We start from the raw sequence: 25,050 nt of genomic DNA, 5'->3' as shown, positions 1-25,050 counted from the left end.
GTAGCAGATCAATAAAACAACTAAGGATTGAAACATTATTCATATAACGCTGGACACTTCCGCAGGACGTTTCTACTAAACAGTGCGATGAACGGCAGAAGTCTGAACATTGGCTTAATAACGTTCAGATAAACGATTCCACGACCGGGTTTTGATGTTCCTTTCACAAAAACCGGCCTAACCTCATCTCTACCCGGTGAGCCTCGATGGGCTCCAAACCTGCCGGCCATGGCTGCAAAAGTCAAATAAGGCTCGTGCCCGACAGGTCACTAAACCGTTGAAATCCCGTTTATTTCGGCACTCTTGCCGAAGGACGGCCTACGCCCTGAGGTTTTTCATGAGTGAGGCTTTTCTACCGTTCTCCCGCCCCAGTATCGGCGACGAAGAAATAGCTGCCGTAGAGCAAGTATTACGCTCTGGATGGATCACTACCGGGCCGAAAAACCAGCAACTCGAAGAACACTTCGCCAACTATGTTGGATGCCGTCATGCCGTGGCACTGTCCTCGGCCACTGGCGCGATGCATGTCACGTTACTCGCATTGGGCGTCGGTCCCGGCGATGAAGTCATCACGCCATCCCAGACCTGGGTGTCTACCGCCAACATGATCTGCTTGCTGGGCGCCACGCCGGTGTTCGTCGACGTTGACCGCGACACGCTGATGAGCAGCGTTGAGCACATTGAAGCGGCCATCACCCCGCGCACCCGGGCGATCATTCCGGTGCATTACGCCGGCGCGGCGTTCGATCTCGATCCGCTTTACGCGTTGGCCCACAAACACCGCATCCCGGTGATCGAAGACGCCGCCCACGCGGCGGGCACCTTTTACAAAAACCGTCACGTCGGCGAGAAAGGCACGGCGATCTTCTCGTTTCATGCGATCAAGAACATGACCTGTGCCGAGGGCGCGATGTTCGTCAGTGACGATGAAGCGCTGGCCAATCGCGTGCGCATGCTCAAATTTCACGGGCTCGGCGTCGATGCCTATGACCGCATGACCCACGGCCGCAAACCCCAGGCCCAGGTGATCGAGCCGGGTTTCAAATACAACCTGACCGACATCAATGCCGCCATCGCCCTGGCGCAACTGGAACGCCTGGACGAGATCAACGCCAAGCGTGCCGCGCTGGCCAGACGCTATTTGCAGCGTCTGGAAGGCTCACCGGTGCAACCGCTGGCCATTCCGGTTTACCCGCAGCAGCACGCCTGGCACCTGTTCATCCTGCGTATCGACGCCGAGCGCTGCGGACTCGACCGTGAAGCGTTCATGAAAGCCCTGCAGGCGCAGAACATCGGCACCGGCATCCACTTCATCGCCACCCACCTGCACACGTACTACCGCCAGCGCTTCCCCAACATTTACCTGCCCAACACCGAATGGAACTCGGCGCGCCTGTGCTCGATCCCGTTGTTCCCCGACATGACCAGCGACGACGTCGATCGTGTCGTCGGTGCCATTGAAAACACTTTGGACAGACGCCTGTGAAACCTTATCCGATCCGATGCGTGTCGATCGTCATCCCGGTCTACAACGAGCAAGACAGCCTGCCCGAATTGCTCAGGCGAACCGAAGCGGCGTGCCTGCAACTGCGCCATGACTACGAAATCGTGATGGTCGATGACGGCAGTCGCGACCACTCCGCGCAGATCCTCGAAGAGGCCGCCAGCCGCGAGTGCAGCCCGGTGGTGGCGGTCATTCTCAACCGCAATTACGGCCAGCACGCGGCAATCATGGCCGGTTTCGAGCAGTGCAAAGGCGATGTCGTCATCACCCTCGACGCCGATCTGCAGAACCCGCCCGAAGAGATCCCACGCTTGGTGGCCCAGGCTGAACTCGGCTATGACGTGGTTGCCACGGTGCGCAACAACCGTCAGGACTCAGCCCTGCGCCGCTGGCCGTCAAAACTGATCAACTTCGCCGTGCAGCGCTCCACCGGTGTCGCCATGAGCGATTACGGCTGCATGCTCCGCGCTTACCGTCGATCCATTGTCGACGCGATGCTCGCCTGCCGCGAACGCAGCACCTTCATTCCGATACTCGCCAACAGCTTCGCCCGGCACACCACCGAAATCCTGGTGACCCACGCCGAGCGCGAACACGGCGAATCGAAGTACAGCCCCATGCGCCTGGTCAACCTGATGTTCGACCTGATCACCTGCATGACCACCACTCCCCTGCGTTTGCTGAGCATCGTCGGCTTCGGCATGGCGGCCCTCGGCGTGCTGTTTGCCATTGCGCTGATCGTGCTTCGCCTGGCCTTCGGCGCCAGTTGGGCCGGTGACGGTACGTTCGTGCTGTTCGCCGTGTTGTTCGTGTTCACCGGCGGCCAGTTCATCGGCATGGGCCTGTTGGGCGAATACCTGGGGCGGATGTACAGCGATGTCCGTGCGCGTCCGCGGTTCTTCATCGAAAAAGTCCTGCGCAGCCAGCCCGCCACACCCGCTCCCGTTTTCACCGTTGACGGCCTCACTTCCACGTCTTCAGATCAGGTTCTCTCATGAGCGCAAAAGCTGTTGTTTTCGCCTATCACGATATTGGCTGTGCCGGCATCGAAACCCTGCTCGACAGCGGTTATGAAATTGCCGCCGTGTTCACCCATGCCGATGATCCCAAGGAGAACGCTTTCTACGCCTCCGTTGCGCAACTGTGCGCGCGCCGTGGCATTGCGGTGCACGCCCCGGAAGACGTCAACCACCCGTTGTGGATCGAGCGCATCAGCCAGCTCAACCCCGATTACCTGTTCTCGTTCTACTACCGCCATCTGCTGAGCGAACCGCTGCTGGCCACAGCACGCAAAGGCGCGTTCAACCTGCACGGCTCATTGCTGCCGCGCTATCGCGGACGCGCGCCGGCCAATTGGGTGCTGGTCAACGGCGAAAGCGAAACCGGCGTGACCCTGCACCGAATGGTCACCCGCGCCGACGCTGGTGCCATCCTCGCCCAGAAGAAGGTTGGAATCGAGCGCACCGACACCGCGCTGAGCCTGCACGGCAAACTGCGCGTGGCCGCTACCGACCTGTTGCGTGCCACCTTGCCAGCGTTGCTCGCCGGCAAGGTCAGCGAGTCCCCTCAGGACGAATCCAAAGCCACGATGTTTGGTCGCCGCACGCCCGCCGACGGCAAACTGATCTGGCAAAAACCGGCAGAAGAACTGTTCAACCTGGTGCGCGCCGTCACCCAGCCTTACCCCGGCGCGTTCTGCGCGGTGGGCGAACACAAGCTGATTGTCTGGGGCGCTCAAGTCGTCAAGGGCAACGAAGGCCAGGCACCGGGCCGGGTCATCAGCGTCGATCCGCTGCGCATCGCCTGCGGCGAAGATTCGCTGGTGATCAGCGCCGGTCAGCGTAACGACAACGGCTTGTACCTGAGCGGCCCGCAACTGGCCGGCGAACTCGGTCTGGTCGATGGTTCCGTGTTGCGCGGTGCCGAATCCGGGCGCACGTCACTCCGCACGCGCGTGCTGATCCTCGGCGTCAACGGCTTCATCGGCAATCACTTGTCCGAGCGTTTGCTGCGCGATGACCGCTACGAGGTATACGGGCTCGACATCGGCTCCGATGCCATCGAGCGTTTGCGCAGCCATCCGAATTTCCATTTCGTCGAAGGCGATATCAGCATCCACTCCGAGTGGATCGAGTACCACATCAAGAAGTGCGACGTGATCCTGCCGCTGGTAGCGATCGCCACGCCCATCGAGTACACCCGCAACCCGCTGCGCGTGTTCGAGCTGGATTTCGAAGAGAACCTCAAGCTGGTTCGCTACTGCGTCAAATACAACAAGCGGGTGATCTTCCCGTCGACGTCGGAAGTCTATGGCATGTGCCAGGACGGCAAGTTCGATGAGGACACGTCCAACCTCGTGGTCGGCCCGATCAACAAGCAACGCTGGATCTACTCGACCTCCAAGCAACTGCTCGACCGGGTGATCTGGGCTTATGGCCAAAAAGGCTTGAACTTCACCCTGTTCCGTCCTTTCAACTGGATGGGCCCGCGTCTGGACCGTCTGGATTCGGCACGCATCGGCAGCTCCCGGGCGATTACGCAACTGATCCTCAATCTGGTGGAAGGCACGCCGATTCGCCTGTTCGACGGCGGTGAGCAAAAACGCTGCTTCACCGACATTGCCGACGGCGTGGAAGCGCTGGCGCGAATCATCGATAACCGCAACGACGCCTGCAACGGTCAGATCATCAACATCGGCAACCCGGACAACGAAGCCAGCATTCGCGAGTTGGGCGAAGAGTTGCTGCGTCAGTTCGAAGCGCACCCGCTGCGGCACAACTTCCCGCCGTTCGCCGGGTTCCGCGACGTCGAAAGCAAGGCGTTCTACGGTGCGGGTTATCAGGACGTGTCCCACCGCAAACCGAGCATTGACAACGCCAGGCGATTACTGGATTGGACGCCGGCCGTGGAAATGAGCAAAACCATCGGCAACACGCTGGATTTCTTCTTGCGTGAAGCCATGCTCGAAATCGCGGATAAAGCTTGATGCAAGCGGGTCTCAGGATTGATGTCGACACCTACCGTGGCACCCGTGAAGGCGTGCCGCGGTTGCTGGAAATGCTCGATGAAGCCCAGGTCAAAGCCACTTTTTTTTTCAGCGTCGGCCCGGACAACATGGGGCGGCACTTGTGGCGCCTGATCCGCCCGCAGTTTCTCTGGAAGATGCTGCGCTCCAACGCCGCCGGCCTGTACGGCTGGGACATTCTGCTGGCCGGCACCGCGTGGCCGGGCAAGCCGATTGGCCGCAACCTCGGGCACTTGATGCGTCAAACCCGGGCGGCCGGGCATGAAGTCGGCCTGCACGCCTGGGATCACCACGGCTGGCAGGCCAATGCCGGGCGCTGGAGCGACGCGCAGCTGATCGAGCAGATTCGCCAGGGTTTGGACACGCTCAGCGACATCCTCGGACAAAAAATCGACTGCTCGGCGGCCGCCGGTTGGCGGGCGGACGAGCGTGTGATCGAAGCCAAGCAGGGGTTCGGGTTTCGCTTCAACAGTGATTGTCGTGGCCGCAGCCTGTTCCGGCCGACATTGGCCGATGGTGGTCTGGGCGCGCCTCAGATCCCGGTGGACCTGCCCACCTTCGATGAGGTGGTCGGCCCGACTGTCGCGGCCAAGGATTTCAACGCGTTCATCCTCGACCGGTTCACCCTGCAAAACCTCAACGTCTACACGGTCCACGCCGAAGTGGAAGGGATTCTGATGGCCAACGATTTCCGCCAGCTGCTGGCCGACGCACGTCAGCGCGATATCCGTTTCCAGCCTTTGGGCGATTTACTGCCCGAAACACCAGACGCCTTGCCCGGTGGCCGGGTGGTACGCGGTGCGCTCGACGGTCGTGAAGGCTGGCTGGGAGTGCAAGGCGTATGAGCCAACGCTGGGCATTGCCGTTGTTGCTGGGCCTTTGTCTGTTGGCTTATCTGCTGCCGATGGGCAGTCACGGTTTATGGATTCCGGACGAAACCCGCTACGCGCAAATCAGTCAGGGCATGCTCCTGAGCGGCGACTGGGTGTCGCCGCATTTCATGGGCCTGCGCTATTTCGAAAAACCGGTGGCCGGTTACTGGATGATCGCCCTCGGTCAGGCCGTGTTTGGCGACAACCTGTTCGGCGTGCGGTTCGCTTCGGCCCTCAGCACCGGGCTCAGCGTGATGCTGTGTTACCTGATCGCCTGCCGGCTCTGGAACGAGCCGCGCAAGAGTTTTGCCTGCGCGCTGCTGTACATGAGTTTCGCGGTGGTCGCCGGACAGGCCGGTTACGCCAACCTCGATCCGCAATTCACCTTTTGGGTCAACCTGAGTCTGGTGGCTTTGTGGTTTGCGCTGGACCGCGTCAGCCGTGGCCGGCGCCTGATCGGTTGGGCGTTGCTGGGCCTCGCATGTGGCATGGGGTTCATGACCAAGGGGTTTCTGGCCTGGCTGTTGCCGGTGCTGATCGCCCTGCCCTGGATGATCTGGCAAAAACGCTGGCGCGAGTTGTTGATTTACGGCCCGGTGGCGATGGCCGTGGCCATCGCCGTGAGCCTGCCATGGGCCTTGGCGGCGCACGCGCGGGAGCCCGATTACTGGCGGTTCTTCTTCTGGCACGAACACATTCGCCGTTTCGCCGGTGACGATGCGCAACATGACGCGCCGTGGTGGTTCTATCTGCCATTGCTGGTGGCGTTCAGTCTGCCGTGGGCCGCGTTATTGCCGTCGGCACTGAAGCAGGCGTGGCAAACACGTCGTCAGGCCAGCATTGGTTTTCTGCTGCTGTGGTTGCTGATGCCGCTGCTGTTTTTCAGCCTGAGCAACGGCAAGTTGCCGACCTACATCCTGCCGTGCCTGTTGCCTCTGGCCTTGTTGCTGGGCAACGCACTGGCGGATCGCTTGCGGCTGGAGCAAGGCCGGGCGCTGGGCATCAATGGCTTGCTCAACCTCCTCCTGGGCCTGACCACCCTGCTCGCCCTGGTCTACCTGCAACTGAAAAAACCACTGTACGACCACGAACTGCACAGCCTGGTGCTGGTGTTCATCGGCCTGATCGGCTGGATCATGGCCAACCTGCTGCAAGCGTTCCGGCCGTTGCAATGCTGGGCGGCGCCGGCCTTTGGCAGCCTGCTGCTGATCGGCGTTCTACCGGCGGCGATGCCTGAAGCGGTGGTGGCGAACAAGATGCCCGACCAGTTCGTCCTTGAGCATGCACAGGAACTCGGCCAGGCCGGCACGCTGCTAAGCAATGATCTGGGCGCCGCTTCGGCCCTGTCCTGGCGCCTGAAACGCCCGGATGTGGCGTTGTACAACACGATAGGCGAATTGAAATATGGCCTCGCTTATCCTGACGGCGCGCAGCAGCGTGTCGACCCCGATCGCGTGCAGCAGTGGATGCGCGACGCCCGTCGGAACGGTTCGGTGGGTGTGCTGATGCGGGTCAAAGGGGAGGACGAGCTGCGTGAAATCGAACGCTTGCCCAAAGATGGCAAACGCTATGAACAAGGCAACCTTGTGATTCTGATTTTTCCTCAGGGTGCGTCATGAGCCTGTTGCTGGTGTTGGCAGCCTGCCTGCTCACCTGCCTGGGCCAGATCGCCCAGAAATACGCCGTGGAGAACTGGCGCGGCCAGCCGTCGGGCTGGGGCGAAAAACTGTGCTCGCCTTGGTTGTGGCTGGCAATCGCCGCGTTGGGCGCGGGCTTGCTGGTGTGGCTGCTGGTGTTGCAGCGCCTTGAAGTCGGCGTTGCGTATCCGATGCTGAGCCTGAATTTCGTGCTGATCACCCTGATCGCCCGCTTCGTCTTCCACGAAACCATCGACCGTCGTCACTGGTTGGGCGTGGCGCTGGTGATTGGCGGCGTGATTTTGCTGGGGCTGCACACATGAGCCTGCGCCGTGGCCTGACCTTCGCCCTCGGCAGCGTGCTGCTGGGCAGCGCCGCGCAGCTGGGCATGCGCTGGAGCATGACGCGCCTGCCGTCACCCGAAAACTGGCTGACCGCTCCGATTGATCCGATCGCTGTGGTCGTGGTGCTGGCCGCCGTCCTCGCCTATGCCCTGTCTATGTTCAGTTGGCTCGCCGCCCTGCGCGATGTCCCGCTGGGCCGGGCTTATTCGCTGTTGAGCATCAGCTACGCGCTGGTGTACCTGCTCGCCGCCGCGCTGCCGGTGTTCAACGAAGATTTCAGCCTTTCCAAAAGCCTCGGGGTGGCGCTGGTCATCCTTGGCGTCATCACCATCAACTCTCGACCTGCTCATGCGTCCAACCTCAGGAGTGACCTATGAAAATCAGTGTATTTGGTAGCGGTTACGTGGGCCTGGTGCAGGCCGCTGTGCTGGCTGAAGTCGGCCACGACGTGGTCTGCATGGACATCGACGAGAAAAAAGTCGAGTTGCTGCAACAGGGCCACGTGAGCATTTTCGAACCGGGGCTCGCCAGCCTGGTGCGTGAAAGCCTCGAAGCCAAGCGACTGCAGTTCACCACCGATGAAAAACTCGCGGTGCAACACGGCCAGGTGTTGTTCATCGCGGTGGGCACACCTTCCCGGGACGATGGCTCGGCGGACCTGCGTTACGTGCTGTCGGTGGGCGAAGCGGTGGCCCGTCATCGCGAACACCCGGTGATTCTGGTGGAGAAATCCACGGTTCCCGTGGGCACCGGCGATACCTTGCGCGCGCACATCGACAAATGCCTGATCAAGGTCGGGCGGTTGCTGCAGTTCGAGATCGTCTCCAACCCGGAGTTTCTGAAAGAAGGCTCGGCCGTGGCCGATTGCCGGCGCCCGGACCGTATCGTCATCGGCTGCGAAAGCGATGACGTGCGCGACGTCATGCGCGATCTCTACGCGCCGTTCAATCGCAACCATGACCGGATCATGTTCATGGACCTGCGCAGTGCCGAACTGACCAAGTACGCCGCCAACTGCATGCTGGCGACCAAGATCAGCTTCATCAACCAGATCGCCGAACTGGCCGAACACCTTGGTGCCGACATCGAATCGGTGCGCCTGGGCATCGGCGCGGATTCGCGCATCGGCTATCACTTCATCTACCCCGGCTGCGGTTACGGCGGTTCGTGTTTCCCCAAAGACATGCGCGCCCTGATCCACAGCGCCGAGGAAGCGCATTGCTCCAGCGACCTGCTGCAAGCGGTGGAAGCGATCAACCAGCGGCAGAAACACAAGCTGTTTGAACGCATCAACGCGTTCTACAAGGGCGATCTGCGCGGCAAGACGTTCGCCGTGTGGGGCCTGGCGTTCAAACCCAACACCGATGACATGCGCGACGCACCAAGTCGCGTGCTGCTCGAATCGCTGTGGGCCGCCGGTGCCAGCGTGCGCGCGTTTGATCCGGAAGCGATGCAGGAAACCCAGCATTTGTACCCCGACGAAGCAAAGCTGATGCTCATGGGCACCCCGGAATCGGTGCTGGCCGGCGCCGATGCATTGATCATCTGCACCGAGTGGCAGCAGTTCAAGGCGCCGGATTTCAACCTGATCCAGCAACGGCTCAAAGCCCCGGTGATCTTTGACGGACGCAATCTGTACGACGCTGATCGCCTGGCGCGCAACGGGTTCATGTACTTCCCGATGGGGCGCGGCGACTCACGCAAGTTACCGATTCCGTATCAGCAATGGCCGGTGGCTTCCGACGTCGCTTGATTGCGTAATCCGGGGTAGCAGCTGCCTCGCCGGTTCGGCAGCTGCTACATTAGCCGGCATGACTATTCATGTTCGCAGGGCCCGATCTGTCGACGCCCCCGCCCTCCCCGTCATCGAACGTTGCGCTGCTCAATTGTTTCGCGGCGACCCTTCATTGGCCTGGCTGGCCGACAGCCCTGTACCCGATGCCGAACACCATCAACGGGCAATCGAGACGGAGCAGGTTTGGGTTGCGCAATCGGCGGAAGGTGCACTTGCAGGGTTTCTCGCTGCGCGGGAAATCGACAACCAACTGCATATTCAGGAACTGTCCGTCAGTCAGCCATTTCAGGGCCGGGGCATTGGGCGAAAGTTGCTGTTAGCCGCAGTTTCATACGCCGGGGAGCAAGAACTCGCCGGTCTGACTTTGACCACGTTTCGCGACTTGCCATGGAATGAACTGTTTTATCGGCGCATGGGCTTCGCAACATTGAGCCCTGCTGAAACAGGCCCGCGATTAACCCAGGTGTTAAACGACGAAATCGCCCACGGCTTACCCGGTGAGCGGCGTTGTGCGATGCGCTTCAGCCTTGAACCGGCGCCTTCAAATCGACCCCCAATGCCTCGGCGAATGCCTTGACCAGCGGGCTGCGCACGGTGTTGTGCCGCAAGATCAGATTGAACGGCGTGCTGATGTGGATCAGGTCAGGTCGCACCGCGCGAAATTGCCCTTGGGCGACCATTGAAGCGGCGTAATGCTGCGGTAGAAAACCAACGAAGCGCCCGGTCTTGATCAGCAGCGCCACGGCTTCCACCTGGGTGGCCGAAGCAGAAAAACTGTCGTACCGGGCAAAATTCAATTTGTCGCGGTGGATCGCGTAGCGGTGGTTGATGCATTCGTAATCCTTGAGTACCTGGCTGTCGATTTCTGCCTCTGGCACCGCGAACAACGGGTGACCGAGCGCGCAGTAAACCTCCGAGCGTTCTTCATACAGCGCGTAATAATCGAACTCTTCACGTTTCTGATAAACAGGAACGATACCGGCCACTAACCGTCCCTCTACGACGCCTCTTTCCACTTCATCCAGTTGCGACGCCTGAAGTTGAAACCTTACTTTCGGTGACGCTTCATTGATTCGTTTAAGTGCTGCAACTAACGGTGAATTAACATCGGAAATCGTATTGTCAATAACACCCACGCCAAGGTCGCCGATAAGTTCGTTCTGCGCTGAACTAAGCCGATCGCGAAAGTTGTCGACCGACGCAAATAAATCAATCGACGCCTGATACACCAGTCGGCCTTCTTCGGTCAGATGAAAGCCCTCGCGGCCTCGGGTACACAGGCGCATGCCGATGCGGATCTCGAGGTCCGAGATCTGTTTGCTGATGGCGGCCAGCCCCACATTCAGCTCGTTCTGCGCCGCACTGAAACCACCGGCCTCGACCACGGCCTTGAACACTTTGAGCAGTTTGAAATCCAGCCCGCTGAGGGCCAGCGGTGCCCGCTGCACCGTTTTTGGCGCGGGGTTTCCGGAATTGGAAAGTGGGGTTTCCATAATACTTATTTACCTCTGGCGCGCTATTCAACAACCTGTGCCCAACAACAAAAATATAGCTGGCCAATAATAATGAACACAGAAAACCAGGCTTGGCAACCGCTAATAATCCCCGTACTTCAGTGCCAACTCACTGATTTCGAACCATTAAAAGCTGACACTTCGATCAGCTCTCGCAACGGCGTAACTGCGCTTTTCCCCTGCCCTTGAATATTGAATAGGCCTGACCACGCCCAATTGATTTGCGGCGGGCGTTTGCGGCCCGGCACACCGATTTGTGTTCGCTTTACCGACGAGGAAAACAACAATGTCTCAAACCACCGACCGTCTCTGGGGTGCACGCTTCAAAAGCGGCCCGTCCGAAGCCTTGGCGGCCCTGTCCCGTTGCCCCGAGCGTTACTTTCGCCTCACCCCGTACGACCTCGCCGGTTCCAAGGCCCATGCCCGTGAATTGCAACGCGCCGGGCTGCTGAGCGAGCAGGAAACCCGGACCATGCTCGACGCGCTGGAAGGTATCGGTACTGACTTCAACGCCGGCAGCATCGTGCCGACCCTCGACGACGAAGACGTCCACACCTTTATCGAACGCCTGCTGACCGAACGCCTCGGCGCCTTGGGCGGCAAACTGCGCGCCGGTCGTTCGCGCAACGACCAGACCGCCAATGACCTGCGTCTGTTCCTGCGTGACCACGTGCGTACCCTGGCCGTTGAAGTGCTGGCCCTGCAACAAGCGCTGGTGGATCAGGCCGAACAACACATCGAAAGCATTTGCCCGGGTTTCACCCACTTGCAGCAAGCGCAGCCGATCGTCTTCGCTCACCACTTGCTGGCCCACGCCCAATCGATGCTGCGTGACGTACAACGGCTGGTGGACTGGGACGTACGCACCTCGTTGTCGCCACTGGGTGCCGCCGCCATGGCCGGTTCCGCCATCGCTCGCCTGCCGCAACAGTCGGCCAAAGAAATGGGTTACAGCGGCGTCTGCGAAAACTCCATCGACGCCGTGGCCAGCCGCGATCACGTCGCCGAGTTCCTGTTTATCGCCAGCATGCTGGGCATCAACATTTCCCGCCTCGCCGAAGAATTCTGCCTGTGGTCGTCGCGGCAATTTCGCTGGGTCGCCCTGGATGATGCCTACGCCACCGGCAGTTCGATCATGCCGCAGAAGAAAAACCCGGACATCGCCGAACTGGCCCGGGGCAAGGCGGGTCGCCTGATCGGCAACCTCACCGGCCTGCTCTCCACGTTGAAATCCCTGCCGCTGTCGTACAACCGCGACTTGAGCGAAGACAAGAACGGCGTGCTCGACAGCGTCGACACCTTGCTGCTGGTGCTGCCGGCCATGGCCGGAATGGTATTGACCATGAAAGTCAACGTCGAAGAACTGCGTCGTCAGGCACCGCTCGGTTTCACCCTGGCCACTGAAGTCGCTGACTGGTTGGCGATGCGCGGCGTGCCGTTCAAGGAGGCCCATGAAATCACCGGCGCGCTGGTTCAGGCCTGTGAGAAGCACGACATTGAGCTGTGGGAAGCGTCCCCGGCGCTGCTGGCCGAAATCGATCCGCGTCTCACCCGGGAAGTGCGCGACAGCCTGACCCTCGAAGCCGCCATCGCCGCTCGCAGTGGCTGGGGCGGTACCGCGCCGCAGCAAGTGCGCGAACAGATCGGTCGGTTGAAGACCGCGCTCGCCGCGCAGCACGAATGGACCCAAAACTATCAGGGCTTCCGCCTCTGATAGACAACGCAAAACCTGTAGGAGCCGAGCTTGCTCGCGATAGCGTCGGGTCAGCTTGCATCTGTGTTGACTGACACACCGTCATCGCGAGCAAGCTCAGCTCCTACAGGGATTGCTGTTTGACCTGAAATACCAGTGTTCGGAGAAACAACATGAGCCAGACTCAGGCAGAACGACTCCAGGCGGAGCGCAAACTGGCGGAAAACCAGTTCGATATCACCCAGTACGAACACGTGCCACGGCGCTATTACGGGCGGATTTTTTTCGCCACGGTGATCGTCATCGCGATCATCGGCCTGGTGCGGGCCTTCGCCGAAGGCAAGATCGAATGGTCGTACATCGGCCAGTTCCTCACGTCCCAGGCGATCATGTGGGGCTTGCTCAATACGATCGTCATGGCTGTGCTGGCCATGGGGCTGGGCATTGTGTTCGGGGTGATCACGGCGATCATGCGCATGTCGGCCAACCCGATCCTGCGCTACGTGGCGGTGACCTACACCTGGCTGTTCCGCGGCACGCCACTGATCCTGCAACTGCTGTTGTGGTTCAACCTGGCGCTGATTTTCCCCACCATCGGCATCCCCGGCCTGTTCGAAATGGACACCGTGAGCCTGATGACGCCCTTCGTGGCCGCCCTCCTCGGTTTGAGCATCAACCAGGGCGCCTACACCGCCGAAGTGGTACGCGCGGGTCTGCTGTCGGTGGACACCGGACAGTACGAGGCCGCCAAGTCGATCGGCATGCCGCGCCTGCAGGCACTGCGCCGGATCATCTTGCCCCAGGCCATGCGGGTGATCATTCCGCCGGTCGGCAACGAATTCATCGGCATGGTGAAAATGACCTCCCTGGCGAGCGTCATCCAGTACTCGGAATTGCTCTACAACGCCCAGAATATTTACTACGCCAACGCCCGGGTCATGGAGCTTCTGATCGTCGCCGGTATCTGGTACCTGGCCACCGTCACCGTCCTGTCCTTCGGTCAAAGCCGTCTGGAGCGTCGTTTCGCTCGCGGCGCCGGCAAGCGCTCTTGAGGAGCCCCACATGAGAAGCATCGTCAAGGCCGTGAGCCTGAACAAGTACTACGACCATTTCCACGCGCTCAAGGACGTCAACATCGAAGTCGAGCAAGGCGAAGTGCTGTGCATCATCGGCCCGTCCGGCTCCGGTAAAAGCACCTTGCTGCGTTGCATCAACCAGCTGGAGAAAATCGACAAGGGCGGCCTGTGGGTCGACGGCGAACTGGTGGGTTACCGCATCGCCGGCAACAAACTGCACGAACTCAACGAAGCGCAGATCGCCCGTCAACGCCTGTCCACCGGCATGGTGTTCCAGCGTTTCAACCTGTTCCCGCACATGACTGTGCTTCAAAACATCATCGAAGGGCCGTGCCAGGTGCTCAAGCGTTCGCCCAAAGAGGCGCACGAAGAAGCCGTGGAACTGCTCGCCCGCGTCGGCCTGGCCGACAAGCGCAACAGCTACCCGATCGAGCTTTCGGGCGGTCAGCAACAACGCGTCGCCATTGCCCGTGCCCTGGCCATGCGGCCCAAGCTGATGCTGTTCGATGAACCCACTTCGGCACTCGACCCGGAGCTGGTCGGTGAGGTGCTGTCGGTGATGCGCGATCTGGCGCAAACCGGCATGACCATGATCGTCGTCACCCATGAACTGGGCTTCGCCCGTGAGGTTTCCAACCGCATGGTGTTCATGGACGGCGGACAGATCGTGGAGGCAGGAAGCCCCGAAGAAATACTAATAAGTCCGCAAAACCCACGCACCCAAAGCTTCATTTCTGCCGTTCGAACCTAAGCGCCGGTTGGCGTAACAACACTCATAAGAGAACGACCATGAAGAACATCGTTATCCCAGCAGTACTCGCAGGCCTGATGGCTTCCAGCGTCAGCTTCGCCGCCGAATTGCCGGCCAGCATCAAGGAAAAAGGCGAGATCGTCGTCGCGATCATGCCGAACTACCCGCCGATGGATTTCAAGGACCCGGCCACCAATACCCTCACCGGCGTGGACGTTGATCTGGGCAATGCCCTGGCCGAACGCCTGGGTGTGAAGATCAAGTGGCAGGAAACCGGCTTCGAACAAATGATCAACGCCCTGACCACCGACCGCGTCGACATGGTGCTGTCGGGCATGACCGACACCAAAGAGCGTCAGGCCAGCGTGACCTTCGTCGACTATTTCACCAGCGGTCCGCAGTTCTACACCCTGCAGAAGAACAAGGACTTCAACGAAATCACCGACCTGTGCGGCAAGAAAGTCGGCACCAGCCGCCGCACCACTTTCCCGGCGGAAATCGCTGAATACAGCAAGGCCAACTGTGAAGCCGCCGGCAAACCGGCCATCGTGGTGATTGGCACCGAAGGTTCGGCGGATGCCCGCGCGCAACTGCGTCAGAGCCGTATCGATGCGGCGATGCAAGGCAGCGAAACCCTGTCGTACCTGAAGACTCAGGAAAAGGACATGTACAAAACGGTCGGCCAGCCGATTTCCGTGCAGTTCTCCGGCATGGGTCTGAGCAAGAAAAAGCCTGAGCTGAGCGAAGCGGTGAAGGTCGCGTTGCAGAGCATGATCGATGACGGCAGCTATCAGGCGATCCTGAAGAAATGGGATCTGGAACTGGGCGCGATCAAGACTGCAACCATCAACGCCGGCAAGTAATGCTTGCCCTGTAGGAGCACGGCTTGCCGGCGATGGCGCACCTGAGGACGCCATCGCGGGCAAGCCATGCTCAGGATCGGTTGCAACAACACTATTCAAGTACGGAGCGCCACAATGCTCGGCTCACCCCAACCCACCTGGCCCGACCAGCATAAAGCCTGCCTCGCCCTGGCCTTCGACCTCGATGGCCCGACCGGCGATGCGATGCTCAACGGCTCGATCTGGCACAAGCCCGAATACTTCGGTTTCGGTGGTTATGGCCCTTACCGAGCGCTGCCGCGGATTCTTGATCTGCTCGATGAGTTCCGGATACCGACCACTTTTTTCGTCCCGGCCTGGGTCGTGGAGAACTGGCCGAAACAGTGCCAGGCGATCGTCGAACGCGGGCATGAGGTGGCGTACCACGGCTACAAACACGAATCCTTTTACGCCCTGACGCTGGAACAGCAAAAGGACGTGATGAACAAATCCCGCGAGGTGTTCTGGAAACACCTGAACATCCGCGCCGAAGGTTTCCGCACGCCGTCCGGCGACTGGCGCGCCGAGACACCGGCGATGCTGGTGGAAGCCGGCGTGACCTATTCCAGCAGCATGCGCGGCGATGACCGGCCCTATCTGGTCAACGTCCCCGGGTTCGATACGCCGCTGGTGGAAATCCCCGGCCGCTGGGAAATGGACGACTACGCCTCCCTCGCCTACACCCGTGCGCCGGACTTCCCTTCCGGGCTGGACCGCACCGCCAGTTATGAGCTGACCCTGGACAACTGGTGCCGCGAATACGACGGCGCCATGAATGAAGGGTTGTGCCTGACCACCCTGTTCCACCCCAAGATCACTGGCAAACCAGGACGCATCCTGTTGCTGGAAAAACTATTCGAACACATGCGCCAGCGCAACGACGTGTGGTTCGCCACCTGCCGCGATGTCGCCCAGTGGTGGCTGAAGGAGCATCACCATGGCTGATTCCACTCTCTGGCCCAAAGGCTATCGCTGCGCCGTGGTGCTGACCGTCGATTACAACGACATCCACGGCATTCTCACCCAGGCGCCCGAAGTCGCCGGGCGCGACAAGACGCTGTCAGTCTGGCGTTACGGCACTCAACGCGGCGTCGACCGCTTGCTTGGCCTGTTCGAAAAACTGGGTGTGTGCAGCAGCTGGTTTGTCCCCGGCATCGTTGCCGAGGAGAACCCGGAACACATCCGGGCGATTCAGGCGGGCGGGCATGAGATTGCCTGCGCCGGGTATCGTCACCAGAACTACGACACACTCGATCTGAAGCAGCAGAGCGCCGAGATCGCCCGTGGCTGCGAAGCGTTGGAAGCGCTGACCGGTCAACGCCCGACCGGGTTTCGCATTCCGGCCGGCAACGGTGCACCGGGGTTCATCGAGGCACTACGGGATCAAGGCATTCGCTGGTCTTCCTCGTGGCGTGGCGATGATTTGCCGTTCGCTCACCCCACGGCGCCCGGCGTGATCGAGCTGCCATTGCATTACGAACTGGAAGATGAACCCTACTTCGCCTTCAACCTGAGCCCGGCGGTGCCGCCGGCGCAATCGCGGATCGCGTCCTACAGCCACACCCTGGGCAACCTGCAAATGGACTTCGCCGGGTTTCACCGCTTCGGGCTGTGTTATGTGCTGCGCCTGCACCCCGAGATCATTGCCACACCGGGACGGATTGGCGTGTTGCGCGAATTGCTGCAGGGCATTCAGCAGCCGGACGACGTGTGGATCGCCACCGGTGCCGACGTCGCTCAATGGTGGGCTGAATCGGCGCCGCCTGTGGCCGAGGATCACCCGGCGTCGGTGTACGAGCGGCACTATCGGGATTACCTCCTATGACCGAACGCCTGCAACGACTGGCGCAATTTTGCGTCGACACACGATTTGAAAACTTGCCACCGGTACTGGTGGCGCAAGCCACGCGGCACATCCTCGACACCTTTGGCGCGACGCTGGCCGGAGCTGGCAGCGACGTGGCAAAGCAGGCACGTCAGGTGTTCGAGGGTGAAAGCGGCACCACGCTGGTCTGGGGCACGGAGGTGCGGGTCGGCGCCGCTCAGGCCGCCATGCTCAACGGCGTCGCCGCCCATGCGCTGGAACTGGATGACACCGGTGGCTGCGATCATTCCGGCGCGGTGGTGTTGCCGGCGGTGATGGCCGCTGTTTCGATGTCTGCAAGGCCTGTCAGCGGTCGCGAGTTGATCACCGCCGTGGTCATCGGCTACGACGTCGGCCGCCGCGTGCTTGAAGCCTGTGGTGGTTATTCGGCGCACAACGGCGCCGGTTGGCACTCCACGGCGACCTGCGGCGTATTCGGCGCGGCGGCCGCGAGTGGGCTCATCCTGGGTTTGAACGTCGAACAAATGGTGTCGGCACTGGGCATCGCCGGCAGTTTCAGCGGCGGATTGTGGGCCTTCATTCATGACGGCTCGCAAAGCAAAAAACTGCACAGCGGTCGCGCGGCCGAGGGTGGACTGCTGGCAGCGCGGTTTGCGCTGCAAGGCGTCACGGGGCCGACGAAGTTATTCGATGACGTCTGGGGCGGGTTTCTCAAGACCCTGGCCGTTGAGACGGCTCAACCCGAGGCGCTGGATGCGGATCTCGGGATCGTGTGGAAACTCTCCCGCTGTTCGATCAAGCCGTACGCCTCATGCCGAGGGACGCATTCGGCAATCGACGCGCTGGGGCTGTTGCTGGACCAACTGCGGGTCAACGTCGATCAGGTCGAAGACATTCAGGTGTCGCTGTGCGGCTTCCTGCAGGACATGTGCAGCGGTCAGGACGTGAGCACGCTGGCGGCGGCGCAGATGAGCCTGCCGTACGCCCTCGCCGCCCGACTGGTGCATGGCCACTGCCGACTGGAAGCCTATGACGATGAACAGCGAGGCGATCCGCGGATTGCCCAGTGGATGTCGCGCATTCGCCTTGAAGTGGACCTGCAACTGTCAGAGGATGACGAGCCTGTTGTCAGCGTGCGGACCGTGGACGGTCGGCGGGCGAGCCTTTGTGTCGATCCACCGTTGGGGGCGCCGGGGAATCCGTTGAGTGACGAGGCGCTGGAGGAGAAGTTTTTCAGTTTGGCCGGGCGGGTGATGCCGAGGTCGCAGGCTGAGGAATTGATCGGGCAGTTGTGGCGGCTGGAAGCGTTGGAATCGGTTCGGTCGCTGGATCGGTGGCTGACTTGAATCTTGCAATGCCTGTTCTGGCCTCTTCGCGGGCAAGCCTTGCTCCTACAGGTTTGCGCGGCCCCTGTAGGAGCGAGCGGTGCGACGATTCGACTTGCCCGCGAATGGCCGCGACACGTACATCGACGTACACCATGAAATCTGAATAAGGACATTTGCCCCACCGTGGCCACTTACTCGCTCGTTATCCGCCGATTGATGATCGTCTCGCTGACCATCGTCGTCAGCCGCGCCATCACCAGCCCGTTGCTTACGCTATTCCTGAGCAACAAGCTCGGCCTCAACCAACAGGACGTTGGCTTGCTGCTGGGCATCGCGGTGTTCATCGCCACCCTGCTCGCGCTTTACGGTGGTTACATCATCGACCGCCTCGAAAAGCGCCGGCTGCTGATCCTCGCCATGCTCTCCAGCGCCATCGGTTTCGTGCTGCTGACCTTCGCCGAGAACCTGTATTTGACCACCCTCACCCTGGTGATCACCGAGACGGCGTCGGCGCTGTTCCTGATCGGGTCGAAGGCGATCCTCAGTGAAAACCTGCCCATGGGCCAGCGCGCCAAGGCCTTTTCATTGCGCTACACCCTGACCAACATCGGTTACGCCACGGGCCCGATGCTCGGCGTGGTGATTGCCGGGGTGTACCCGATTGCGCCGTTCCTGATCGCCGGCGCCATCGCGTTTTTCAGCATCTTTTTGATGAGCGGAATCCCCAAGGACTCGGCGCAGACACCCGCGATCGGTCAGCCACAGAGTTTCCTGAAAACCCTGATCACCCTGAAAAACGACCGCACGCTGATCATGTTTACCTGCGGCTGTTTGCTCAGCACCGTGGTCCACGGGCGTTTCACCCTGTACCTGTCGCAATACCTGCTGGTGACCCACGACTCCAAGCGCGCCCTGGAAACCATGGCCGCCCTGCTCGCCTGCAATGCCATCAGCGTGATCCTGCTGCAATACCAGATCGGGCGTTTCCTCAAGCGTGAACAACTGCGTTACTGGATTGCCGGTGGCACCAGCCTGTTCATCCTCGGCCTGATCGGCTTCAGCCTGGCCGATAGCCTGGTGTCGTGGTGCGTGGCGATGTTCATTTTCACCCTCGGCGAAATGATCATTTACCCCGCCGAATTCCTCTTCGTCGACACCCTGGCGCCTGAGGAATTGCGCGGCAGCTACTACGGCGCGCAGAACCTCGCGGCCCTCGGTGGTGCGCTGAGCCCGGTGATTTGCGGGTTCCTGCTGATGCACACGCCGGCGCCGACGATGTTTTATGCCTTGAGCGCACTGACCGCCATGGGCGGCTTCCTGTGTTTCATGAGTGGGCGCCGAGTTGCCTTACAGCAAAAATAATGCACTAAAACTGCATTAATATGAATTTGTCAGCATCGGGAATGAACGGCACACTGTGCCCCGTTCCTCCCCCAATTGTTGGAACAACTTCAAGGGCTTTCTGGGTATCCCAGCTAAGCCTTTTTTTTTCCTCGATTTTTCAATGGGTCGTTTGCCAAGTGCTTGCTCGCTGGTTACCTGCCGCCGTCAACACCCGCCCCTCGGAATGGAGCCGCGCTGCCATCGGCATGGCCTTGGGCACGATGTTCAGCGTCTGGCTCTGCTCCCAGGTATTCGGCATCGAAGTCGCGCAGCACCTGATCGGACCGCTGGGTGCCTCGGCGGTGTTGTTGTTCGCGGTGTCCTCCGGCGCACTGGCGCAACCCTGGTCGATTCTCGGTGGCTACTTGAGCGCCGGCATGGTCGCGCTGCTGGCCGCTCATGTGCTCGGACGAACCCTTGGCAGCGCTTGCCTGGCAGCGGGCATGGCGCTGATTCTGATGTGCTGGCTGCGCTGCCTGCATCCGCCGGCCGGCGCATTGGCCCTGACGTTGGTGTTGGCCGACCCGGCGACCATCGCCCTGGACTGGAAAGCCCTCGCCCCGGTGATGCTCGGCGCCTCGACGATGTTGTTCAGCGCCCTGGTTTATAACAACCTGACGCGCATTCGTTACCCAAAACGCGCCAGCGAACCGGTGGCCGTGGTACCCGCCGATCATCCGCCGATCGATCGCCAGGCCATCACTGCCCAAGATCTGAAACTCGCGTTGGCGGACATGGAAGCCTTCATTGACGTCACCCCGGAAGACCTCGAGCAACTGGTCCATGCCAGCGAACTGCACGCCAAGCGCCGCAGCATTGGTGAAGTGCTCAGCAGTAGAACCTGACACAGCACAGCCCGCTCCCATATTGGCGGTGAGGCAAATATGCAGAAAGAACCTGCACATATCCCGGTTGTACATCACAAATTTGCACTGTTACGATCCAGCATCGCTCGCGCGCGAGCTTCTCTATAAAGAACAATAAAAGCAGGGAGTTAGTGATGACTGCTCAGGTTTCATCGAAGGGGACTTCGTCCATGGATGCCACGCAAAATGAAGTGCTGGCCGAGGTTCGCAACCACATCGGTCACCTGACCCTCAATCGCCCCGCCGGTCTCAACGCGATCACTCTGGACATGGTCCGCCACCTGCACCGCCAGCTTGACGCCTGGGCAAACGATCCGCAGATTCACGCCGTGGTTTTGCGCGGCGCTGGCGAGAAAGCCTTCTGTGCCGGCGGCGACATCCGCTCGCTGTATGGCAGCTTCAAGAATGGCGGCACGCTGCACGAAGATTTCTTTGTCGAGGAATACGCCCTCGACCTCGCTATCCACCATTACCGCAAACCCGTACTCGCCTTGATGGACGGTTTTGTCCTGGGTGGCGGCATGGGGCTGGTGCAAGGCGCCGACTTGCGGGTGGTGACCGAGAAAAGCCGTCTGGCGATGCCGGAAGTGGCGATCGGTTACTTCCCGGATGTGGGCGGCAGTCATTTCCTGCCCCGCGTGCCCGGCGAACTGGGTATTTACCTCGGCGTCAGCGGCGTGCAGATTCGCGCAGCCGACGCCCTCTATTGCGGGTTGGCCGACTGGTATCTGGACAGCGAAAAACTGGCGATCCTGGACGAGCACCTCGATCAACTGACGTGGCGCGACACGCCGTTAAAAGACCTGCAAGGTCTGCTGGCGCAACTCGCGGTGCAGCAATTGCCCGATGCGCCACTGAGCAAACTGCGCCCGGCCATCGATCACTTCTTCGCCCTGCCCGACGTGCCGAGTATTGTTGAGCTACTGCGCGAAGTCACGGTTGCCGACAGCCATGAATGGGCGACTACCACGGCTGACCTGCTGGAAAGCCGTTCACCGCTGGCCATGGGCGTGACCCTGGAAATGCTCCGTCGCGGCCGGCACCTGAGTCTGGAAGACTGCTTCGCCCTTGAGCTGCACCTGGACCGTCAGTGGTTCGAGCGCGGCGACCTGATCGAAGGCGTACGCGCCTTGCTGATCGACAAAGACAAGAAACCGCGCTGGAACCCGCCGACCTTGCAGGCGCTGGACGCCGAGCACGTCGCGAGTTTCTTCACAGGGTTTGACCGGAGCGGGAGCTGAGCCATGCACGATATCGAATTGAGCGAAGAACAAGTCATGATCCGCGACATGGCCCGGGATTTTGCCCGCGGCGAAATCGCGCCCCATGCGCAAGCCTGGGAAAAGGCCGGCTGGATCGATGATGGCCTGGTAGCGAAGATGGGCGAATTGGGCCTGCTGGGCATGGTGGTGCCTGAGGAATGGGGCGGCACTTACGTCGATTACGTCGCCTATGCCCTGGCGGTGGAAGAGATTTCCGCCGGCGACGGCGCCACGGGCGCACTGATGAGCATCCACAATTCCGTGGGTTGCGGCCCGGTTCTGAATTACGGCACCGAAGAGCAGAAACAGACCTGGTTGCCGGATCTCGCCAGCGGTCAGACCATCGGCTGCTTCTGCCTGACCGAGCCGCAAGCCGGCTCCGAAGCGCACAACCTGCGCACCCGCGCCGAACTGCGCGACGGCCAGTGGGTGATCAACGGCGCCAAGCAATTTGTCAGCAACGGCAAACGGGCGAAACTGGCGATCGTGTTTGCCGTGACCGATCCGGATCTGGGCAAGCGTGGTATTTCAGCGTTTCTGGTGCCAACCGATACCGCCGGTTTCATCGTTGATCGCACCGAACACAAGATGGGCATCCGTGCTTCCGATACCTGTGCGGTGACCCTGAGCAACTGCGCCATTCCCGAAGCCAATCTGTTGGGTGAACGCGGTAAAGGCCTGGCCATTGCGCTGTCCAACCTCGAAGGCGGACGCATTGGCATCGCCGCGCAGGCGCTGGGCATCGCGCGTGCTGCGTTCGAGGCGGCGCTGGCCTACTCCCGTGATCGCGTGCAGTTCGACAAGCCGATCATCGAGCACCAGAGCATTGCCAATATGCTGGCCGACATGCACACCCGCCTGAACGCGGCGCGGTTGCTGATCCTGCATGCCGCGCGGTTGCGCAGTGCGGGCAAGCCGTGTTTGTCAGAGGCTTCGCAGGCCAAGCTGTTTGCGTCGGAAATGGCTGAAAAGGTCTGCTCGTCAGCGATGCAAATTCATGGCGGCTATGGGTATCTGGAGGATTACCCGGTGGAGCGTTATTACCGGGATGCGCGGATTACGCAGATCTATGAAGGGTCGAGCGAGATACAGCGGATGGTGATTGCCCGGGAGCTGAAAAACTATCAGGTGTGAAGCCCTGTAGGAGCGAGCTCGCTCGCGATGGTGATCAACGATGACGTGGGGTGTCTGAACAAACGCGGTGCCCTTGCCTTTTTCGCGAGCAAGCTCGCTCCTACGGGGATTTGCGTTCCCTTGTGGGAGCGAGCCTGCTCGCGAGGGGGTCATTGAAGACGCCGCATCACTTACCGACGAACTCCGCCTCACGCTTGGCAATAAACGCCGCCATCCCTTCCTTCTGATCCTGCGTCGCAAACGCCGCATGGAACACCCGACGTTCAAAGCGCACGCCTTCCGACAGGCTCACCTCAAACGCGCGGTTGACGCTTTCCTTGACCATCATCGCAATCGGCAACGACTTCTTGGCGATCAACGCCGCGACTTTCAGCGCTTCCTCCAGCAATTCATCCGCCGGCACGATCCGCGCGACAATCCCGCAACGCTCCGCTTCAACCGCATCAATCAAACGCCCGCTCAGGCACATTTCCATCGCCTTGGCTTTACCGACTGCGCGAGTCAGGCGCTGGGTGCCGCCCATGCCCGGCAGCACGCCGAGGTTGATTTCCGGTTGACCGAACTTCGCGTTGTCACCTGCCAGGATGAAATCGCACATCAACGCCAGCTCGCAGCCACCGCCCAAGGCAAAACCGTTAACTGCGGCGATGATCGGCTTACGGCGGTTAGCCACGCGATCACTGTCGCTGAACAAATCATCGAGGTAGATCTGCGGGTAGGTCAGCTCGGCCATTTCCTTGATGTCGGCACCGGCGGCGAAGGCTTTCTTCGAGCCGGTCAGCACGATGCAACCGATGTTCGAATCCGCTTCCAGGCCATCGAGGGCGTGGTTCAGTTCGCTGACGATCTGCGCGTTCAGCGCGTTCAGCGCCTGCGGACGGTTCAGGGTGATCAGGCCGACACGGCCGTGGGTTTCCAGCAAAATCGTTTCGTAACTCACAATGGACTCCTTCTTAAAGACTGCGCGAAATGACCATGCGCTGAATATCACTGGTGCCTTCGTAGATCTGGCACACCCGCACGTCGCGGTAGATCCGCTCCAGCGGGAAGTCGTTCAGGTAACCGTAACCGCCGAGGGTTTGCAATGCGGCGGAGCAGACCTTTTCAGCCATTTCCGAGGCGAACAGCTTGGCCATGGAGGCTTCGACCAGCGCCGGTTTACCGCTGTCACGCAACGCTGCGGCGTAATGCACCATCTGCCGGGCAACGGCGATCTGGGTCGCCATGTCCGCCAGGCGAAACGCGACGGCCTGGTGTTCGATGATCGGTTTGCCGAAACTCTCGCGCTCACGGGCGTAATCCCGGGCCGCTTCAAACGCGGCGCGGGCCATGCCCACCGATTGTGAGGCGATGCCCACGCGGCCGCCTTCGAGGTTGGCGAGGGCGATCCGGTAGCCTTCGCCCTCCTCGCCCAGTCGGTTGGCCACCGGCACTTTGACGTCTTCGAACAGAATCTGGCAGGTGTCGGAGGCGTGCTGGCCGAGTTTGTCTTCGACGCGGGCGACTTTATAGCCCGGCGAATCGGTCGGCACGATCAGCGCGGTGATCCCGCGTTTGCCGGCACTTGGGTCCGTCACCGCAAACACGATCACCACCCCGGCGTTCTGCCCGGAGGTGATGAACTGCTTGCAGCCATTGAGAACGTAGTGATCGCCTTCGAGACGTGCGCGGGTTTTCAAACCGCTGGCATCGGAGCCGGCTTGTGGCTCGGTCAACGCGAAGGCGCCAAGCATTGCACCGCTGGCCAGCGGCTTGAGGAAGCGCTCTTTCTGATCGTCGTTGCCGTAGTTGAGGATCGGCACGCAACCGACCGAGTTGTGCACGCTCATGATGGTCGAGCAGGCGCCGTCGCCGGCGGCGATTTCTTCCAGCGCCATGGCGTAGGCCAGGTAACCGGTGTCGCAACCGCCCCACTGCTCCGGCACCAGCATGCCGAAGAAACCCAGTTCGGCCATCTCGCCGATGGCTTCCTTGGGGAAACGGTGCTCGCGGTCCCACTCGGCGGCGAACGGTTTCAGCCGCTCCTGGGCAAACTGCCGGGCCATGTCGCGGATCTGTTGTTGGTCGTCATTGGGAATCATGGTGAATCCTTAAAATCCGGGGTACGACACAGAACTCTGTGGGAGCCAGCCTGCTGGCGATGGCGTCGTGTCAGTCAGT

23 protein-coding genes are annotated in these 25,050 nt (G+C 60.8%); 20 read left to right on the top strand and 3 right to left on the bottom strand.

From position 1 onward, the window contains the following. Positions 1-337 precede the first annotated feature (337 nt). Genes arnB through ACA066_RS13230 form a run of 9 tightly spaced genes read left to right on the top strand, consistent with a single transcriptional unit; the run spans position 338 to position 9,754 of the window. A complete protein-coding gene (arnB, locus tag ACA066_RS13270; RefSeq protein ID WP_497699593.1) occupies positions 338-1,486 on the top strand; it encodes a UDP-4-amino-4-deoxy-L-arabinose aminotransferase in 1,149 nt (382 codons plus the stop codon). Beyond that, positions 1,483-2,502, top strand: coding sequence for an undecaprenyl-phosphate 4-deoxy-4-formamido-L-arabinose transferase (arnC, locus tag ACA066_RS13265; protein WP_497699592.1), 1,020 nt, complete (start codon positions 1,483-1,485; stop codon positions 2,500-2,502). Before arnB ends, arnC begins: the two co-directional genes overlap by 4 nt. Beyond that, complete coding sequence (arnA, locus tag ACA066_RS13260; RefSeq protein WP_497699591.1) at positions 2,499-4,490, top strand: bifunctional UDP-4-amino-4-deoxy-L-arabinose formyltransferase/UDP-glucuronic acid oxidase ArnA; 1,992 nt, start codon at positions 2,499-2,501, stop codon at positions 4,488-4,490. The genes arnC and arnA overlap by 4 nt, the downstream gene beginning before the upstream one ends. Then, positions 4,490-5,374: a 4-deoxy-4-formamido-L-arabinose-phosphoundecaprenol deformylase gene (arnD, locus tag ACA066_RS13255; protein ID WP_497699590.1), complete on the top strand. Its 885-nt coding sequence runs from the start codon at positions 4,490-4,492 to the stop codon at positions 5,372-5,374. The genes arnA and arnD overlap by 1 nt, the downstream gene beginning before the upstream one ends. Next, positions 5,371-7,020 (top strand): lipid IV(A) 4-amino-4-deoxy-L-arabinosyltransferase, encoded by a 1,650-nt coding sequence (gene arnT, locus ACA066_RS13250; protein WP_497699589.1) that lies wholly within the window; start codon positions 5,371-5,373, stop codon positions 7,018-7,020. Before arnD ends, arnT begins: the two co-directional genes overlap by 4 nt. Next, entirely contained in the window at positions 7,017-7,361 is a 345-nt protein-coding gene (gene arnE, locus ACA066_RS13245) for a 4-amino-4-deoxy-L-arabinose-phosphoundecaprenol flippase subunit ArnE (RefSeq protein WP_497699588.1), read from the top strand. Before arnT ends, arnE begins: the two co-directional genes overlap by 4 nt. Continuing rightward, positions 7,358-7,759 carry a 4-amino-4-deoxy-L-arabinose-phosphoundecaprenol flippase subunit ArnF gene (gene arnF, locus ACA066_RS13240; protein ID WP_497699587.1) on the top strand — a complete coding sequence of 134 codons (402 nt, stop codon included), beginning with the start codon at positions 7,358-7,360 and terminating at the stop codon, positions 7,757-7,759. The genes arnE and arnF overlap by 4 nt, the downstream gene beginning before the upstream one ends. Beyond that, positions 7,756-9,135 (top strand): UDP-glucose dehydrogenase family protein, encoded by a 1,380-nt coding sequence (locus ACA066_RS13235; protein ID WP_497699586.1) that lies wholly within the window; start codon positions 7,756-7,758, stop codon positions 9,133-9,135. The genes arnF and ACA066_RS13235 overlap by 4 nt, the downstream gene beginning before the upstream one ends. A 58-nt stretch (positions 9,136-9,193) precedes the next feature. Further along, the gene (locus tag ACA066_RS13230; protein WP_497699585.1) at positions 9,194-9,754 is read left to right on the top strand and encodes a GNAT family N-acetyltransferase; all 561 of its coding nucleotides are present in this window, start codon (positions 9,194-9,196) and stop codon (positions 9,752-9,754) included. On the opposite strand, the gene ACA066_RS13225 is transcribed toward ACA066_RS13230, so the two are convergent. Continuing rightward, positions 9,699-10,670, bottom strand: coding sequence for a LysR family transcriptional regulator (locus tag ACA066_RS13225; RefSeq protein ID WP_497699584.1), 972 nt, complete (start codon positions 10,668-10,670; stop codon positions 9,699-9,701). The two genes, ACA066_RS13230 and ACA066_RS13225, sit on opposite strands and share 56 nt — an antisense overlap. 307 nt (positions 10,671-10,977) lie before the next feature. Between ACA066_RS13225 and argH the strand changes: the two genes are divergently transcribed. The 11 genes from argH (at position 10,978) to ACA066_RS13170 (ending at position 22,890) form a co-directional block, all read left to right on the top strand. Beyond that, positions 10,978-12,405, top strand: coding sequence for an argininosuccinate lyase (argH, locus tag ACA066_RS13220; RefSeq protein ID WP_497699583.1), 1,428 nt, complete (start codon positions 10,978-10,980; stop codon positions 12,403-12,405). 152 nt (positions 12,406-12,557) lie between these two features. Beyond that, on the top strand, positions 12,558-13,436 hold the full coding sequence (locus ACA066_RS13215) for an amino acid ABC transporter permease (protein WP_497699582.1): 879 nt from the start codon (positions 12,558-12,560) through the stop codon (positions 13,434-13,436). Between the two features lie 10 nt (positions 13,437-13,446). Continuing rightward, entirely contained in the window at positions 13,447-14,211 is a 765-nt protein-coding gene (locus ACA066_RS13210) for an amino acid ABC transporter ATP-binding protein (protein WP_497699581.1), read from the top strand. Positions 14,212-14,249: 38 nt separating this feature from the next. Then, positions 14,250-15,074 (top strand): ABC transporter substrate-binding protein, encoded by an 825-nt coding sequence (locus ACA066_RS13205; RefSeq protein ID WP_497699580.1) that lies wholly within the window; start codon positions 14,250-14,252, stop codon positions 15,072-15,074. Positions 15,075-15,188: 114 nt separating this feature from the next. Continuing rightward, entirely contained in the window at positions 15,189-16,037 is an 849-nt protein-coding gene (locus ACA066_RS13200) for a polysaccharide deacetylase family protein (protein ID WP_497699579.1), read from the top strand. Next, the gene (locus tag ACA066_RS13195) at positions 16,030-16,917 is read left to right on the top strand and encodes a polysaccharide deacetylase family protein (protein WP_497699578.1); all 888 of its coding nucleotides are present in this window, start codon (positions 16,030-16,032) and stop codon (positions 16,915-16,917) included. The genes ACA066_RS13200 and ACA066_RS13195 overlap by 8 nt, the downstream gene beginning before the upstream one ends. Next, positions 16,914-18,263 (top strand): MmgE/PrpD family protein, encoded by a 1,350-nt coding sequence (locus tag ACA066_RS13190; protein WP_497699577.1) that lies wholly within the window; start codon positions 16,914-16,916, stop codon positions 18,261-18,263. The genes ACA066_RS13195 and ACA066_RS13190 overlap by 4 nt, the downstream gene beginning before the upstream one ends. Positions 18,264-18,428: 165 nt before the next feature. After that, positions 18,429-19,607: an MFS transporter gene (locus tag ACA066_RS13185; protein ID WP_497699576.1), complete on the top strand. Its 1,179-nt coding sequence runs from the start codon at positions 18,429-18,431 to the stop codon at positions 19,605-19,607. 158 nt (positions 19,608-19,765) lie between these two features. Continuing rightward, a complete protein-coding gene (locus ACA066_RS13180) occupies positions 19,766-20,473 on the top strand; it encodes an HPP family protein (protein WP_497699575.1) in 708 nt (235 codons plus the stop codon). Between the two features lie 155 nt (positions 20,474-20,628). Then, positions 20,629-21,735, top strand: a complete 1,107-nt coding sequence (locus tag ACA066_RS13175) for an enoyl-CoA hydratase/isomerase family protein (RefSeq protein WP_497699574.1) — start codon at positions 20,629-20,631, stop codon at positions 21,733-21,735. 3 nt (positions 21,736-21,738) lie between these two features. Continuing rightward, positions 21,739-22,890, top strand: coding sequence for an acyl-CoA dehydrogenase family protein (locus tag ACA066_RS13170; protein ID WP_497699573.1), 1,152 nt, complete (start codon positions 21,739-21,741; stop codon positions 22,888-22,890). Positions 22,891-23,056: 166 nt separating this feature from the next. Here the strand turns inward: ACA066_RS13170 and ACA066_RS13165 are convergent, their stop codons facing one another. Together ACA066_RS13165 and ACA066_RS13160 are read right to left on the bottom strand one after the other, a co-directional pair. Then, positions 23,057-23,830 carry an enoyl-CoA hydratase gene (locus tag ACA066_RS13165; RefSeq protein ID WP_008038367.1) on the bottom strand — a complete coding sequence of 258 codons (774 nt, stop codon included), beginning with the start codon at positions 23,828-23,830 and terminating at the stop codon, positions 23,057-23,059. Positions 23,831-23,843: 13 nt separating this feature from the next. Beyond that, complete coding sequence (locus tag ACA066_RS13160) at positions 23,844-24,971, bottom strand: acyl-CoA dehydrogenase (RefSeq protein ID WP_084320699.1); 1,128 nt, start codon at positions 24,969-24,971, stop codon at positions 23,844-23,846. Positions 24,972-25,050 lie beyond the last annotated feature (79 nt).

This window comes from Pseudomonas sp. LBUM1651 (assembly GCF_059716135.1).
This window is presented reverse-complemented; position numbering and strand designations above follow the sequence as displayed.